A 13,068-nucleotide genomic window follows, 5' to 3' on the forward strand; every position below is an offset into this window, starting at 1 on the left:
CACCAACGACATGCAGGCCATCTGGCCGCGGTGGCTGGGTGCAGAGCACAGGTGCTTGACCGGCACCTGGTGCGGAGCGGGGGTGGCGGTTGCGGTCTGCACGGCGACGCCGGACAGCGCGGCGGCCGCGAGGGTCGCGGACAGCGCGGTCAGCGTCCGGATTTTCCGGCGCCGCGCGCGTTCGCTGGTGATTCTCACAATGCTCCTCGGTGGGTATGAGGAAGGCTGCGGACATGACAGATCAGCCCGCGACCGCACGGACAGCGGCTGCGAGCAGTCGATCGCGGCGTGGGTAATCGAAACGCGATGTGTGGGTATTGACGTTCGACTGCGGCTACGGGCCGAGCTGGGGAAATCCGTCAGGACTCCGATGTCTCCGGCGGATCGCCGTCGAACTTACTGAAGAAAGCCTGAACGGAACAAGGATCTGCATGGTCAAGACTTCGCCATGGCGACGCCTGAGTGTACGGGTGGAAACAGGGGCTAAGCTCCGATGACGTGGCCCGCCCTCCCGCCCCCGTTCCGCTTCGCTCCACGGACTGTCGGCGCTGCCGCACACGCGCTCCGCGCTTACCGCTGCGCTATCAGGGCTCCGCTTCGCTCCGCGGAAACGCCTGCGGCTGGCTTGTACCGCCTACGGCTACCCGCCCTCCCACCCCAAACGCTCCGCACCCTCGCTGACGCTCGGCCGCTCCGCTATCTGCTGGCGCCGCTCACGTTCGGCTCGGAAGGCGAGATTCCTCGTGCGAGCAGCCAGCACTAGGCCGTTTCTCTCGGATCAGCGGGCAGGCCGCCGCGTGGTGCTCCGTCTCCGCTCGACGGTCGGAACCACGCGCCGAGCACGTCGCCGACGAACCCCGTCGATCAGTCAAGGCCTTCGATGATGCGGAAGTCACGCTCGACGCCATCGGAGAGGGCGGCCAGCGCCTCCTGGTAGGCCTCACTCTCGTGCGCCGCGACGGCCTGTTCAAAACTGTCGAACTCGATCAGAATGGTGCGCCCTGCGATGCCGGCGTCGTGGGCGACGACCCGGGCGCCACGCGAGAGGACCCGCCCGCCCCCGGCTCGGACGGCCGGAGCGGCCAGCTTGTCGTAGGCAGCCAGCTTCTCAGGGTCTGAAATGGTGCGGTAGGCACTGACCCAGTAGCCCTTGGCCACGGAACCCCCAATGTTCGGAAGAGCACATCCGACCTCGAATTCACACTACAGATCGATCGTACCCAACAACGAACAACCGGGGTGGCGCAACTGCCGGCTACCTCCGCGTCAATCCGGCAGTGCGTTCGTAGATGGTCCCGCCAGGCACGTACCAGCCTGCCTTCTTGCGTACTGCCGGGCTTGGGTCGTCGGCTCGGGACGCTTGCAGAGCGGCGAGCGCGCGCGGCTCGGTGTGGGCGAACTTGCCGACGAGTTCGGCGGCCATCGCCCGCGCCCTGGGGTCGGGATCTGTGCGCAGATGCGCCAGCGCCGGCTCAAGGACTCGCTCGGCACCGGGGGCGCAAACGTCGTTCTTGCAGCGGTCGCAGGCAAGGGCGTGGAACGCGGCGATGCGTACCTTGACGTCGGGGTCGTCGGCCATCGCGATCAGCTCGCCCATGGACTCGGTGTCGACCAGGTGATCGAGCAGGCGGCAGCAGCCTTCGCGTACAGCGGGCGTCTCATGCCGGAGTCCGGCGCGGATGGCGCCCAACGCGTCGTTCCCTCGTTGCAGCAGCTCGCGGTAGGCCGCTGCGGTGCGTTGCGGGTCACCCAGGCACGACACCAGCGTGTCGTTGTCTGTCCTGGAAAAGCCAAGCATGCTCGTTAGTGTTCGCTTGTCGGGCGAGGACGGGCAACGGATTTTCGCCGGTTTGGCGCGGAGATCGGACGTTATCGGGTTGCTTCGGTTGCGTCAGCGCGGCAGGGTCTGCTTCATGCTCGAACTGCGCACCTTGAAATCAGACGACTGGCCAATCTGGCGGGAACTGCGGCAGGCAGCTTTGGCGGAGGCGCCCTACGCATTCGGGTCGACGCTGGCCGAGTGGCAGGGAGCGGGCGATCGCGAGGAACGCTGGCGCGCCCGTCTGGAGATTCCCGGCGCACACAATGTCATCGCGGTGGTTGACGGTCGTCCCGCGGGGATGGCCAGCGGCGTTCCCGTTGAGCAGGCAGAGGACAGCGTCGAGCTGATCTCGATGTGGGTCAGTCCCGCAGCGCGTGGCAGAGGGGTCGGTGACAGTCTGATCCAGGAGATTGCACGGTGGGCCGCACAGCGGGGTGCTAAGGCTCTGCGCTTGTCCGTGATGCCGGGTAACGAGAATGCTGTCGCCCTCTACGAGCGCCACGGATTCGCGGACACCGGTGAGCCGGGTGACCTGCTACCTGATGGCACGGGGAGAGAACGGGTCATGGCCAAGGACCTGACGAATAGCTAGGCAGACAGCCGCAGGCGGTGGCGGAGCGAAGCGGAGCCGCAGCAAGCGCAGCGTTCCAGCGCGAAGCGCGTGCGCGGCAGCGCCACCGGTCCGCGGACCGGAGCGGAACGGCTGATGGCATCGGATCCGTGCACATCACCGCGACTTCGAATCGAGCACCGTCTGCACGATTCGGTCCACGGACGGCAGGGCGAGGTCCTCGAGCGCGTCGGCGGCGGGCAGCGGGATGTGCGGTGTGGTGATACGCACCGGCGGGGCGAGCAGTTCGGTGAAGCACTCCTCCGCCGCGATCGAGACGAGCTCGGCGCCCCAGCCGCACAGCCGCGGGTTCTCCTCGACCGTGAACAGGCGGCCCGTTCTGGCCACCTCGCTCAGGATGGTCGCCGTGTCCAGCGGAACCAGGGAACGTACATCGACGACCGTGGCCTCGATGCCTTGCTGCGCAAGCCGTTCGGCGGCGGCGAGCGCGCGAGGGACCATCGCCGCGAGGGCGACGAGCGTGCATTCGGCGCCGGATCGCAGCACCTTCGCGGTGCCGAGTTCGTCGACGATCTCGCCGTTCGGGACCTCGCCCTTGGCCGGGTAGAGCGACTTCTGCTCGAAGAAGAGCACCGGGTCCGGGTCGCGCACGGCCGCCGCGAACAGTCCGATCACATCTCGCGCGGTCGAGGGTGCGACGACCTTGAGGCCGGGGACGGCCATCGCCCAGTTCTCCACGCTCTGCGAGTGCTGCGCGCCGAACTTCAGGCCGCCGCCGTTGCCGCACCGGATCACCAGCGGCAGGGTGACCTGGCCGTGCGTCATGTAGCGGGTCTTCGCGATCTGATTCGCCACAATGTCCCAGCACACCGCGAAGAAGTCGCTGAACATGATCTCGGCGATCGGCCGCAGCCCGGTCATCGCCGCGCCCATCGCCGCGCCGAGGATGGCCTGTTCGCTGATCGGGGTGTCGCGCACCCGGACCGGGCCGAACTCGGCGAGCAGGCCGGGGGTCGCCTTGAAGACGCCGCCGGCCGCCGCGACGTCCTCGCCGAGAAAGACCACCCGCTGGTCCCGGCGCATCTCCTGGCCGATCGCCCGGGCGACCGCGTCCCGGTAGCTCAGTTGCGCCATGACGAACCTCCGTCCGCCCACAGATCGGTCAGCAGCAGCGCGGGATCCGGCGCGGGACCCGCCTTGGCCTGCCGTTCGGCCTCGTCTACCGCCGCCCGCGCGGCCGCTTCGATCGCGTTGAGTTCGCTTTCTGCGACGCCGAGATCGAGTAGCCGCTGCCGGTAGAGCGCCACGGGGTCGCGGGCAAGCCAGCGCTCGACCTCCGCCGCGGGCCGGTACTTGGCCGGGTCGGCGCGCGAATGGCCGCCGTGCCGGTACGTCAGCGCCTCGATCAGGCTCGGGCCCTCGCCGGCTCGGGCTCGCTCCAACGCCGCTACCGCCGCGCGGTACATCACGTCCGCGTCGTTGCCGTCGAGGGCGATCGGCTCCAGCCCGTACGCGGGAGCGCGGTCGGCGGCGGGCCTGCGCACGGCTGTCACCGAGTCGATCGGCGTGTACTCCATGTAGAGGTTGTTTTCGCATACGAACACCACCGGCAGCCGGTAGACCGCCGCGTAGTTCAGCGCTTCGTGGAACGCGCCGATGTTCGTGGTCCCGTCGCCGAAGAAGCACACTGCGACCTGGCCGGAGCCGCGGTACTGGGCCGACCAGGCGGCGCCGTTGGCGATGGTCAGGTGCGCGCCGACGATCGCGTACGAGCCCATCATCCCGTGTTCGACGCTGGTCAGGTGCATCGAGCCGCCCTTGCCCGCCATCAGCCCGTTGGCACGGCCGAGCAGCTCGGCCATGACCGGCGCCATCGGCACGCCGCGCGCGAGGGTGTGCGCGTGGCCGCGGTAGGTGGCGAAGGTGTAGTCGTCGGGGAGCATCGCCGCGCCGAAGCCGGCCGCGATCGCCTCCTGGCCCAGGGACAGATGGCTGGTGCCCTTGACCAGGTTCTGCAGGAACAGGTCGTAGGCCCGCTTCTCGAACTGGCGGATCTCGACCTGGCAGCGGTAGAGGGCGAGCCGGGTGCGCAGGTCGGGTTCGGGCGTCGTGTCGAGGTCGGTGGTCATGGTGCGGCCGGTGTTCATGGTGCTCAGTCCCTGATGGTCTGATGGTTGGTCAGTAGGGGTTGGCGACGAAGAGTTCCCGGGCTGGGAACAGGGTGATCACCCGCGGACCGGCGGCGGTCACCACGATCTCCTCCTCGATCCGCGCGGCGGAGTAGCCGTCGGCGGCCGGGCAGTAGGTCTCCAGCGCGAAGACCATCCCCTCCTTCAGCTCGACCGGGTGTTCGAGCGAATTCAGCCTGCTGATGATCGGCCGCTCGTGCAGGGCCAGGCCGAGGCCGTGGCCGAACTGGAGTCCGAACGCCTCCATTTCGTCGGCGAAGCCGAACTGCGGCGCGGCGGGCCAGGCCCGCGCTATCTCCTCCGTGGACGCCCCAGGGCGCACGAGGGCGATCGCGGCGTCGATCCATTCGCGGGCCTTCTGGTACGCGTCGCGCTGCACGGGGGTGCAGCTGCCGACGTTGAACGTGCGGTAGTAGCACGTCCGGTATCCGTTGAAGGACTGGATGATGTCGAAGAACGCCTGGTCGCCGGGGCGGATCAGCCGGTCGGAGAAGTTGTGCGGATGCGGGCTGCACCGCTCGCCGGACACCGCGTTGATCGCCTCCACGTCATCCGAGCCCATCTCGTAGAGGCGCTTGTTCGCCAGGGCGACGATCTCGTTCTCGCGGATGCCCGGCCTGAGAGCATCCGCAATGGTCTGATACACCCCGTCCACCATCGCGGCAGCCTGCGTCAGCAGCATGATCTCGTCCGCGGACTTGACCTCCCGCGCGTCGAGCATGACCTGCTGGGCGTCGCGTACGTCCAGACCGACCCGCTGGAGCTCAAGAACCATCGGCAGTTCCGCGATGTCCACGCCCAGCGCCATCTCCGCGACGCCCTGCTCGGCCAACATCGCGCGGATCTCGGTGACGGCGGCGGCGATCAGCCCCGCGTCCGGGGCCACGGAGCCGCGCAGCCCGAGCATTCCGGCACGGCTGTTCGCTGGATCGAGCCAGGGCGCGTACAACCGGTGATGCCGGGCCGCCGAGCCGAAGTCCCAGAGCACCGGCTCGCCGGTGCGGGTGAGCAGCGCGTAGCGGGCCACCTTGTCGCGGGCCCATTCGCCGATCATCGTGCTCGTCAGATACCTGATGTTGTTGACGTCGAAGACGAGCAGCGCGCCGAGTTCGGAGGCGTCCAGCGCGGCCCTGGCCCGGGCGAGCCGGTAAGCGCGCAGCCGGTCGAAGTCCACCCGGGTCTCGAAGTCCACTGCCATGCGGCCGGGGGCGGGAAGGAGGTCGGGCACGGTTCCGTCAGGCACGGTTCCGTCAGGCGCGGCTCTGTCAGACAGCTCCTTGCCAGTCAGCATGCTGGGACTGGTCATCGGGACTCCTCGGCGAGAGAGAGACCGTCGTCCACCGGCACGTCCTCGGGCAGCAGCGCCAGCCCGGCGGCCGCCGCCTGCTCCGGCAGCAGCGCGGCAAAGTCCTCGTCGGCGTGGCCGCGCCCGATCAGCGCCTGCACCAGCTGATGGGTCAACGCGGCCACCGGCATCGGCACCTCCAGGCGCCGCGCCGCCTCAAGGCCCAGGTCGAAATCCTTGCGCAGCAGCACCGGCGTGAAGGTCGGCGCGAAGTCGAGGCGGACGAACGCAGGAGTCTTATATCTGGTGAAGGTCGAGCCGAGCACGCTGTGGTTGAGGAAGTCCAGGAACGCGGCGCGCGGCACGCCACCCTTTTCGGCCAGCACGGTGACCTCCGCGAGCGCCTGGGTGACGACACCGAGGAACACGTTGTGCGCCAGCTTCACCAGCCGCGCCGTCTCGCCCTCCCCCGCATAGGTCACCGACCGGCCGAAGACCTCCAGATAGGGCCGCACCCGTTCGAACGCCTCCGGTGGCCCGGACGCAACCACCGAGAGCCGGCCCGCCGCGGCCGCGTGACCGTTGCCACTGACCGGTGCGGCGATCAGCGCGGTCCCGCGCAGCGCCGCGGCGGACCGAACCCGCGCGGAGACCTCCGCCGAAACAGTGGAGGAATCCACGATCACGCCCGGCGCGACATCGGCGCGGCTGAGCAGCCCGCCCTCGCCGAGCACCACCTCGGCAAGGTCCGCCGAGGCCGAGACGGTGGTGAACACCACATCGCGATCCGCGAGGTCCGCGACCGTGTCCACCACGCTCGCGCCGCGCCCGGCCAGCGGTTCGGCCTTGGCCCGGGTGCGGTTGTACACCGCGAGTTCGTGCCCTGCGTCGAGGAGCCGGCCGGCCAGCGCGCTGCCCATCCGGCCGGTCCCGATCCAGCCCAGCCGCCGAAAGCCCGGATCGTTCACGGTGACACCTCCGTTGTCGTGCCCGCGTCGCTCGTTTCGGAAGCTCGCGTCGTATCAGGAACCTGCGCCATGCCGCCGAGGTAGAGGCGGGCCACGTTGGGATCCGCCAGCAGGCCCGGACCGGTGCCGGTCAAGCGCACGCGCCCGGACTCGAGCACCGCGCCGCGATGCGCGATCGCGAGGCCGCTGCGCGCGTTCTGCTCGACCAGCAGGACGGCGCGGCCGTCCGCGGCCAGGCCGGCGATGGATTCGAAGACGGCGCGCCGCGCTCGCGGCTCCAGGCCGATCGAGGGTTCGTCGAGCAGGATCAACCTCGGTTCGAGCATCAGCGAGCGGGCCAGTTCCACCTGCTTCTGCTCGCCTCCGGACAGCGATCCGGCCGCATCGTGCCGCCGCCGCGCCACGATCGGGAACTGCTCGGCGCAGCGCTCGGCGCGCCGCCGCAGCTGCCCCCGGTCACGCAAGACGTAGCCGCCCATCAGCAGGTTCTCCCAGACCGTCATGGCCGGGAACAGGCTGCGCTCCTGGGGAACGTGCACCACGGCGCGGCCTAGTCGCTCGCGCGGCGAAAGCCGGTCGATGGGGTCGCCGTCGAGCAGCACCCGACCGCGACGCGGTCGTATCAGCCCACTGATTGCTTTGAGCACGGTGGATTTGCCGGCCCCGTTCGGCCCGATCAGGCAGACCACCTCGCCGGCCTCGACCGTCAGGTCGACTCCGCGCAGGATGTCGCCCGCACCGTACCCGGCGACCAGTCCTTCGACGGCGAGCAGCGGCGGCGGGCCTCCGGGAGCGCCCGTGCCAGCTCTGGCGCCTGCGGTACCGCTCAGTACTTCTTCGTTGCCTGACGCCGATTCGCCGCTCATGTCACTGCCCCAGGTAGGCGTCGAGGACGGCGGGGTCGGCGCGTACCGCGTCGGGCGGCCCGGCGGCGATGCGGGTGCCGCGATCCATCACGATCACCGGGTCGCACAGCCGCATCACCAGGTTCATGTCGTGCTCGACGATCAGGAAGCTGATGCCCATGGCGTGCCGGTGCCTGATGTGCTGCTCCATCGTGGCGACCAGCGTCGGGTTGACGCCCGCGGTCGGTTCGTCGAGCAGCACCAGCTTCGGCTCGCTCATCAGCACCGAGGCGAACTCCAGGAGCTTTCGCTGGCCGTAGGAGAGCTCGCCGGCCGGATGCTCGGCGTGCGCCGCGAGGCCGAATTCCTCAAGCAGGGCGAGGGCTCGGTCCGAGTCGGCGTGGCCGCGGCGCCGGGTGAACAGGCTGCGCCATGGGTGACCGGCCGCCACGATCAGGTTGTCCAGCGCGCACAGCCTGGGGAAGATGCGCGCGTGTTGGAACGTGCGCGAAAGCCCGGCCCGGTACAGCGCCGCGGGATCGGGACGAGCCAGCGTGCGTCCGGCGAAGACAATGCGGCCTGAATCAGCGTGCAGATACCCGGTCGCCAGGTTGAACACGGTGGTTTTGCCGGAGCCGTTGGGCCCGATCAGGCCGGTGACGGCGCCGTGTTGCACGGTGAACGAGCAGTCGTCCACCGCGGTCACCCCGCCGAAGCGCTTGGAGAGGTGCTCGACCTCCAGCAGTGCGGTCACCGGGCCATCTCCTCGGCGACGGTCCCGGCTTCGGTGCTGGCTGCATCCGCAGGGTCCTGAGTCGTCTCGTCCGGGGAGCGGCCGGTCGCCGCGTGCCGCCGCCGCAGCAGGTGGCTGAGCGAGGGCAGGATCCCGCGCGGCAGCAGCAGCATGATCAGGAGGAACACCGCCGCGTACGCGATCAGGTAGAGCTGCGTCGCGCCGTACTGATACGCGAGGTACTGCTGCGCCGGCACCAGGACGAAGGCACCGAGCACCGGCCCCCACAAGGTGCCGCGGCCGCCCAGATACGCCATCAGCACCATGCCGATCGTGATCAGCGGGTCGACGGCGAACTGCGGGTAGATGAAGGACACGTAGTAAGCCCAGACGCCGCCGATCATTCCCGCGATCCCGACCGACACCGCGAAGGCGAGCAGCTTCACGCCAGTGACGTGCACACCGATACCTCGGGCACGTTCCTCATCGGCAGCCACCGCTTGCAACGAAAGCCCGGCCCCGCTGTGCAGCGCGGCCCAGGTGACGCCCATCGATACGGCCAGCAACAGCACGAGGACCAGATAGAACGGCCGCTCATACGTGTCGACGTCGAAAGGCGCGGGAGGCATACCAATGCCCTGCGAGCCGCCGGTGAGCGAGTTCAGGTTGAAGGCGAGGGTCTGTGCGACGAAGAGCAGGGTGATCGTGACGATGGCGAACACGTCGCTGCGCGTGCGCATCGCGATCCAGCCGACCGCAAGTCCGAGCACTGCGACGCCGGCACCGACGATCGGCAGCACCAGGAAGGGCATCAGGCCATTAGCGCCGGCGTCCCGGTGCTGGAAGTAGATCGCCTCCGCGTATGCGCCGGCGCCGAAGAACGCGGCGTGCCCGAGTGACGGATAACCGGCGAGGCCGCCGACCAGGTTCCACGCGCTGGCCAAGCCGGCGTAGATCAGCGTGAACACCCCGAGATTCACGATCCAGTGCGCGGTCACGGCGAACGGCAGCGCGGTGAGTACGCCGAAGAACAGCAGCGCCCGAATCACGCCGGCGCGGCTCACAGCGCGCCTCGCAGGCTCGCGCCGAACAGTCCGCGCGGCCGTAGCAGCAGCACCGCGAGCAGCACGATGAAGAAGCTGAAGTCCGACCAGATCGGCGGACCGAGCGCGGCGACCAGCGAGGCGACCACGCCCATGACGAGGGCGCCGACGATCGAGCCGCCGATGCTGCCGAGACCGCCGAGCACGACGATGGAGAGCAGCCGGGAGATCAGGTCGTAGTGGCTCCCCGAGTTGAACGAGTACAGCAGGCCGTACACGGCGCCGGCCGCCGCGGCCGTGGCCGCGCCGATTCCGAAGCCGGCCGCCGCCACGATCCGCGAATTCACCCCGAGCAGTTGAGCCGACTCAGGGTTCTGCACCGTGGCGCGGACGGCGCGGCCGAACTTCGTGCGTTGGAGCAACAGGTACAGCAGGCCGAGCAGCGCCGCGGAAAGCAGAAACGCGTAGAGCCGCACCGCAGAGATCTGATAGCCGCCGACCGTGAACGAGCGGTCCGCGTAGCCGGCTTGGATCGTGCGGTAGTTCGTCTTGTACGTCACGCTGAGCACGCCCTCGATGCCGAGCGCGACCGCGAAGGTGACCAGCAGCGAGAGTTCCGCCCTGTCCTCCTCGCGCAGCGGGCGCAGGAACAGCCACTGCAGCCCCGCCCCGACGCCGAACAGCGCCGGGGTGGTGACCAGGATCGAGAGGAAGGGATCGAGGCCGAGCGATGTGAACAGCGAGTAGCTCAGGTACGCCCCGGCGATCACCAGCGCGCCCTGCGCGAGGTTGACCACCTTCATCACGCCGAAGATGATCGTCTGACCGCTGGCCATCAGGGCGTAGACGCCCCCGGTCAACACGCCCAGAATCAGCGCCTGGATGACGGTGTGCACGCGGCCGGCCTACTTCCCGGCCCAGGCCAGCGGTTCGGTGACCGGAGCGTGCTCGGCGCTGCTGGGCGGATAAACCGCGAGCAGCTTGCCGCCGATCCACTGCTCCAGCAGGTACGAGCCCTGAGGTTGGCCTGAGGAGTCCCAGGACAGGTTGCCTTCCAGAGTGGGCCAGGTGCCGGAATGCAGGGTGCTGATGATCGTCGCGTTGTCGACCTTTCCGGTCTTGGCCGCCACCTCCTCCAGCAGCATTCCGCAGGAGTAGGCCTCCGCCGAGGTGCTGTCGATCTGATCGGCCGTGCCGCCGTACTTCTTGATGTACGCGGCGATGAAGGCGGCGCTGCCCGAGGCGGTGCTGCCGGAGAACCAGTCCCCTGAGGAGAAGATGCCCTCGGTGTTCGTCAGCCCGACCGCGTTGGGGAAGTCGACCGGAGAGTTGGCGCCGTTGGACAGGAACAGCCACTTGGGCGCCCACTTGAGCTGGATCATGGCCCTGACGTCGGCGTAGGCGTCCTCGGACTGCGTCCCGGCCACCACCACGTCCGGCTTGGCCGCGGCCACCTTCGCGATGATCGGGGTGAGGTCCGTGGTCTCGGCGGGGTAGATCGACTTGTACACGGTCCGGATCCCGGCGGCCTCGAAGCGCTGGCGCACCGCGTCGGCGATCGGCGAGGCGAACGGGTCGTCAAGGGACGGATACGCGGCGGTCTTCGGGCGCTGATCCGCCGGCAGCGACAGGATGTAGTCCGCGAACACCATCCCGCCCTGCACCGTGGCGGCCGGCTGGACGAAGAAGAGGTTGTGCAGATGCTGCGCGAAGACCGCGGGCCCGCCGCCGGCCGGCTCGATGAACGCGTAGTGGTAGCGGTTGACCACCGCCGAGGACGGGATGGTCAGCAGCGAGGAGAAGGGCCCGAAGACCAGGTCCACATGATCGCGGTTGATCAGGTTCTGATAGTTGCTGACGGCCTGGTTCGGGCTTGAGGCGTCGTCCACGATCTTGAGGTTCACCTTGCGCCCGAGCACGCCGCCCTTGGCGTTCACCGTGTCGGCCCACAGCTGGTAACCGCGCTCGGCGGCCTTGCCCGGGTCCGCGAAGTCGCCGGTGAGCGAGAGCGAGATGCCGATGTTCAGGGTCGTCGGGGCCTTGGCGGCGGCGGGATGCGAACTCCCGCAGGCCGCAACAAGGGTGCTCGCCGTCACGACCAGCGCGACAGCCGCGGCACGTTGTCGAATATGGAAACCACGTCGAACGGAGACGCTGTGTCGGATGGCGGTGCCACGGACCGCCGACCGGGACGGATCGAGGCGCTGCATACGATTGCAGTGACGCATGTGCACTGTCCTCCTCGGGACTACCTGATCCGGTGTGGGAAGGAGGTGCGGACTGACGGACGCGGGGCGAGCTGGTCGAAGCCGTCGATTGCGGTGCAATATCCGCCCAGGCAGCCGCGCTGTCAATGCTTACCCGGCGCGGATCTCCACTCGGCGCCCCCGCCTGCGCCTTCGCGCCCCCGCCACCGCGACTCGCGCGATCTCAGCGTGCAATCGATTGTCGGACCACCCGGAGTTACACTCGGCGCGTGTCCCATACGTCCACGCTGTCCGATGTCGCGCGCCGCGCCGGCGTCCACCAGGCGACCGCGTCCCGCGCGCTGAACCCGGCGAGCCGCCACCTGGTGAACCACGCCACCGCCGAGCGGGTGCTGGCTGCCGCCCGGGAGCTCGGCTACGTACCGAACGCGATCGCCCGCGGTCTGCGCACCAGCCGCACGGGCACGGTTGGCGTGATCATTCCGGACCTGATGAACCCGCTGTTCCCGCCGATCGTGCGCGGCATCGAGGACGTACTCGCGCAGGAGGGTTACACCGCGCTGCTGGCCAACACGGACAACGACGAGCAGCGCGAGCGCGCTCTATTCGAGTCCTTAGTCACCCGGCGAGTGGACGGCTTCATCGTCGCCACGGCCCGCCGGACCCACCCGCTGCTTGACGAGGCGGCGCGCCGCGGGCTCAAGGTGGTGCTGGTCTACCGGGGCACCGACCGCACCGACTTCTGCGCCGTGACCGCCGACGACTGGCTCGGCACCGCGCTGGCGACGGAGCATCTGATCGAACTCGGGCACCGCCGCATCGGCCACCTGGCGGGTCCTCAGGACGTGTACACCGGCTCGATCCGGGCGCGCTCGTTCCACGAGACGCTGCGATCGCACGACCAGGACGTTCCCGCGGAGCACATCGTGGTCTGCGACGCGTACAGCGAGGCCGCCGGGGTCTCCGGGACGCGGCGGCTCCTGGACCGGGCGCCGGACCTCACCGCGATCGTCGCGGCCAACGACTTGCTCGCCCTCGGCGCCTGCGACGTGCTGCGGGAGCGCGGCCTGCGCTGCCCCGACCGGGTTTCGGTCACCGGCTTCAACGACATGCCGTTCGCGGACAAGTTCGACCCGCCGCTGACCACCGTCCGCGTGCCGCACTACGACCTCGGCGCCGAGGCCGGCCGCCTGCTGCTCGACCAGCTCACCCGCCCGGGCCCGCACCTGACCAAGCGGCTCTCCCTCACGCCCACGCTCATCAAGCGCGGCTCGACGGCACCGCCGCCTGACGGGTGACTTGGGCTGATCCCGCTTAGTGCAGGGCTGCGGTCTTACATGAAAACACTGCGCGCTCACGACCCGCCTGAAGCCGCGAGCGCGCAGTGTCGCTGGTTACGACGTGG

At 69.2% G+C, this 13,068-nt stretch carries 13 protein-coding genes and 1 pseudogene; 2 read left to right on the forward strand and 12 right to left on the reverse strand.

The window, feature by feature from the left end; genetic code table 11:
* The 3 genes and pseudogenes from VFB40_RS23385 to VFB40_RS23395 all read right to left on the reverse strand — a co-directional run.
* Window positions 1-198: pseudogene (locus tag VFB40_RS23385) on the reverse strand (hypothetical protein); the annotation flags it as partial.
* A gap of 666 nt (window positions 199-864) precedes the next feature.
* Window positions 865-1,158 carry a DUF1330 domain-containing protein gene (locus tag VFB40_RS23390; RefSeq protein WP_324854171.1) on the reverse strand — a complete coding sequence of 98 codons (294 nt, stop codon included), beginning with the start codon at window positions 1,156-1,158 and terminating at the stop codon, window positions 865-867.
* A 97-nt stretch (window positions 1,159-1,255) separates the two neighbouring features.
* Window positions 1,256-1,798, reverse strand: a complete 543-nt coding sequence (locus VFB40_RS23395) for a HEAT repeat domain-containing protein (RefSeq protein ID WP_324854173.1) — start codon at window positions 1,796-1,798, stop codon at window positions 1,256-1,258.
* Between the two features lie 115 nt (window positions 1,799-1,913).
* Between VFB40_RS23395 and VFB40_RS23400 the strand changes: the two genes are divergently transcribed.
* On the forward strand, window positions 1,914-2,414 hold the full coding sequence (locus VFB40_RS23400) for a GNAT family N-acetyltransferase (protein WP_324854175.1): 501 nt from the start codon (window positions 1,914-1,916) through the stop codon (window positions 2,412-2,414).
* Window positions 2,415-2,549: 135 nt separating this feature from the next.
* Here VFB40_RS23400 and VFB40_RS23405 read toward each other — a convergent pair whose 3' ends face one another.
* From VFB40_RS23405 to VFB40_RS23445, 9 genes are all read right to left on the reverse strand, one after another.
* Window positions 2,550-3,527, reverse strand: coding sequence for an alpha-ketoacid dehydrogenase subunit beta (locus tag VFB40_RS23405; RefSeq protein WP_324854177.1), 978 nt, complete (start codon window positions 3,525-3,527; stop codon window positions 2,550-2,552).
* A complete protein-coding gene (locus tag VFB40_RS23410) occupies window positions 3,515-4,540 on the reverse strand; it encodes a thiamine pyrophosphate-dependent dehydrogenase E1 component subunit alpha (protein WP_324854179.1) in 1,026 nt (341 codons plus the stop codon). The genes VFB40_RS23405 and VFB40_RS23410 overlap by 13 nt, the downstream gene beginning before the upstream one ends.
* A 31-nt stretch (window positions 4,541-4,571) precedes the next feature.
* Window positions 4,572-5,780 (reverse strand): M24 family metallopeptidase, encoded by a 1,209-nt coding sequence (locus VFB40_RS23415; RefSeq protein ID WP_349261610.1) that lies wholly within the window; start codon window positions 5,778-5,780, stop codon window positions 4,572-4,574.
* A gap of 104 nt (window positions 5,781-5,884) precedes the next feature.
* The gene (locus VFB40_RS23420; RefSeq protein WP_324854183.1) at window positions 5,885-6,835 is read right to left on the reverse strand and encodes an NAD(P)-dependent oxidoreductase; all 951 of its coding nucleotides are present in this window, start codon (window positions 6,833-6,835) and stop codon (window positions 5,885-5,887) included.
* Entirely contained in the window at window positions 6,832-7,701 is an 870-nt protein-coding gene (locus VFB40_RS23425) for an ABC transporter ATP-binding protein (RefSeq protein WP_324854185.1), read from the reverse strand. The genes VFB40_RS23420 and VFB40_RS23425 overlap by 4 nt, the downstream gene beginning before the upstream one ends.
* Before the next feature lies 1 nt (window position 7,702).
* Window positions 7,703-8,434 (reverse strand): ABC transporter ATP-binding protein, encoded by a 732-nt coding sequence (locus VFB40_RS23430; protein ID WP_324854187.1) that lies wholly within the window; start codon window positions 8,432-8,434, stop codon window positions 7,703-7,705.
* The gene (locus tag VFB40_RS23435) at window positions 8,431-9,477 is read right to left on the reverse strand and encodes a branched-chain amino acid ABC transporter permease (protein ID WP_324854189.1); all 1,047 of its coding nucleotides are present in this window, start codon (window positions 9,475-9,477) and stop codon (window positions 8,431-8,433) included. Before VFB40_RS23435 ends, VFB40_RS23430 begins: the two co-directional genes overlap by 4 nt.
* Window positions 9,474-10,352: a branched-chain amino acid ABC transporter permease gene (locus tag VFB40_RS23440; RefSeq protein ID WP_324854191.1), complete on the reverse strand. Its 879-nt coding sequence runs from the start codon at window positions 10,350-10,352 to the stop codon at window positions 9,474-9,476. Before VFB40_RS23440 ends, VFB40_RS23435 begins: the two co-directional genes overlap by 4 nt.
* Before the next feature lie 9 nt (window positions 10,353-10,361).
* Window positions 10,362-11,552, reverse strand: a complete 1,191-nt coding sequence (locus tag VFB40_RS23445; protein ID WP_324854194.1) for an amino acid ABC transporter substrate-binding protein — start codon at window positions 11,550-11,552, stop codon at window positions 10,362-10,364.
* 380 nt (window positions 11,553-11,932) lie between these two features.
* Between VFB40_RS23445 and VFB40_RS23450 the strand changes: the two genes are divergently transcribed.
* Window positions 11,933-12,961, forward strand: a complete 1,029-nt coding sequence (locus tag VFB40_RS23450; RefSeq protein ID WP_324854196.1) for a LacI family DNA-binding transcriptional regulator — start codon at window positions 11,933-11,935, stop codon at window positions 12,959-12,961.
* Window positions 12,962-13,068: the final 107 nt, after the last annotated feature.

The organism is Actinocrinis sp. (assembly GCF_035650855.1).
Taxonomy (GTDB): Bacteria; Actinomycetota; Actinomycetes; order Streptomycetales; family Catenulisporaceae; genus Actinocrinis.

Bases quoted from the DNA above. Each gene is read 5' to 3' on its own strand.
- VFB40_RS23395 (WP_324854173.1), bottom strand. From the start codon at position 1,798: ATGCTTGGCTTTTCCAGGACAGACAACGACACGCTGGTGTCGTGCCTG.
- VFB40_RS23400 (WP_324854175.1), top strand. From the start codon at position 1,914: ATGCTCGAACTGCGCACCTTGAAATCAGACGACTGGCCAATCTGGCGG.
- VFB40_RS23405 (WP_324854177.1), bottom strand. From the start codon at position 3,527: ATGGCGCAACTGAGCTACCGGGACGCGGTCGCCCGGGCGATCGGCCAG.
- VFB40_RS23410 (WP_324854179.1), bottom strand. From the start codon at position 4,540: ATGAACACCGGCCGCACCATGACCACCGACCTCGACACGACGCCCGAA.
- VFB40_RS23415 (WP_349261610.1), bottom strand. From the start codon at position 5,780: ATGGCAGTGGACTTCGAGACCCGGGTGGACTTCGACCGGCTGCGCGCT.
- VFB40_RS23425 (WP_324854185.1), bottom strand. From the start codon at position 7,701: ATGAGCGGCGAATCGGCGTCAGGCAACGAAGAAGTACTGAGCGGTACC.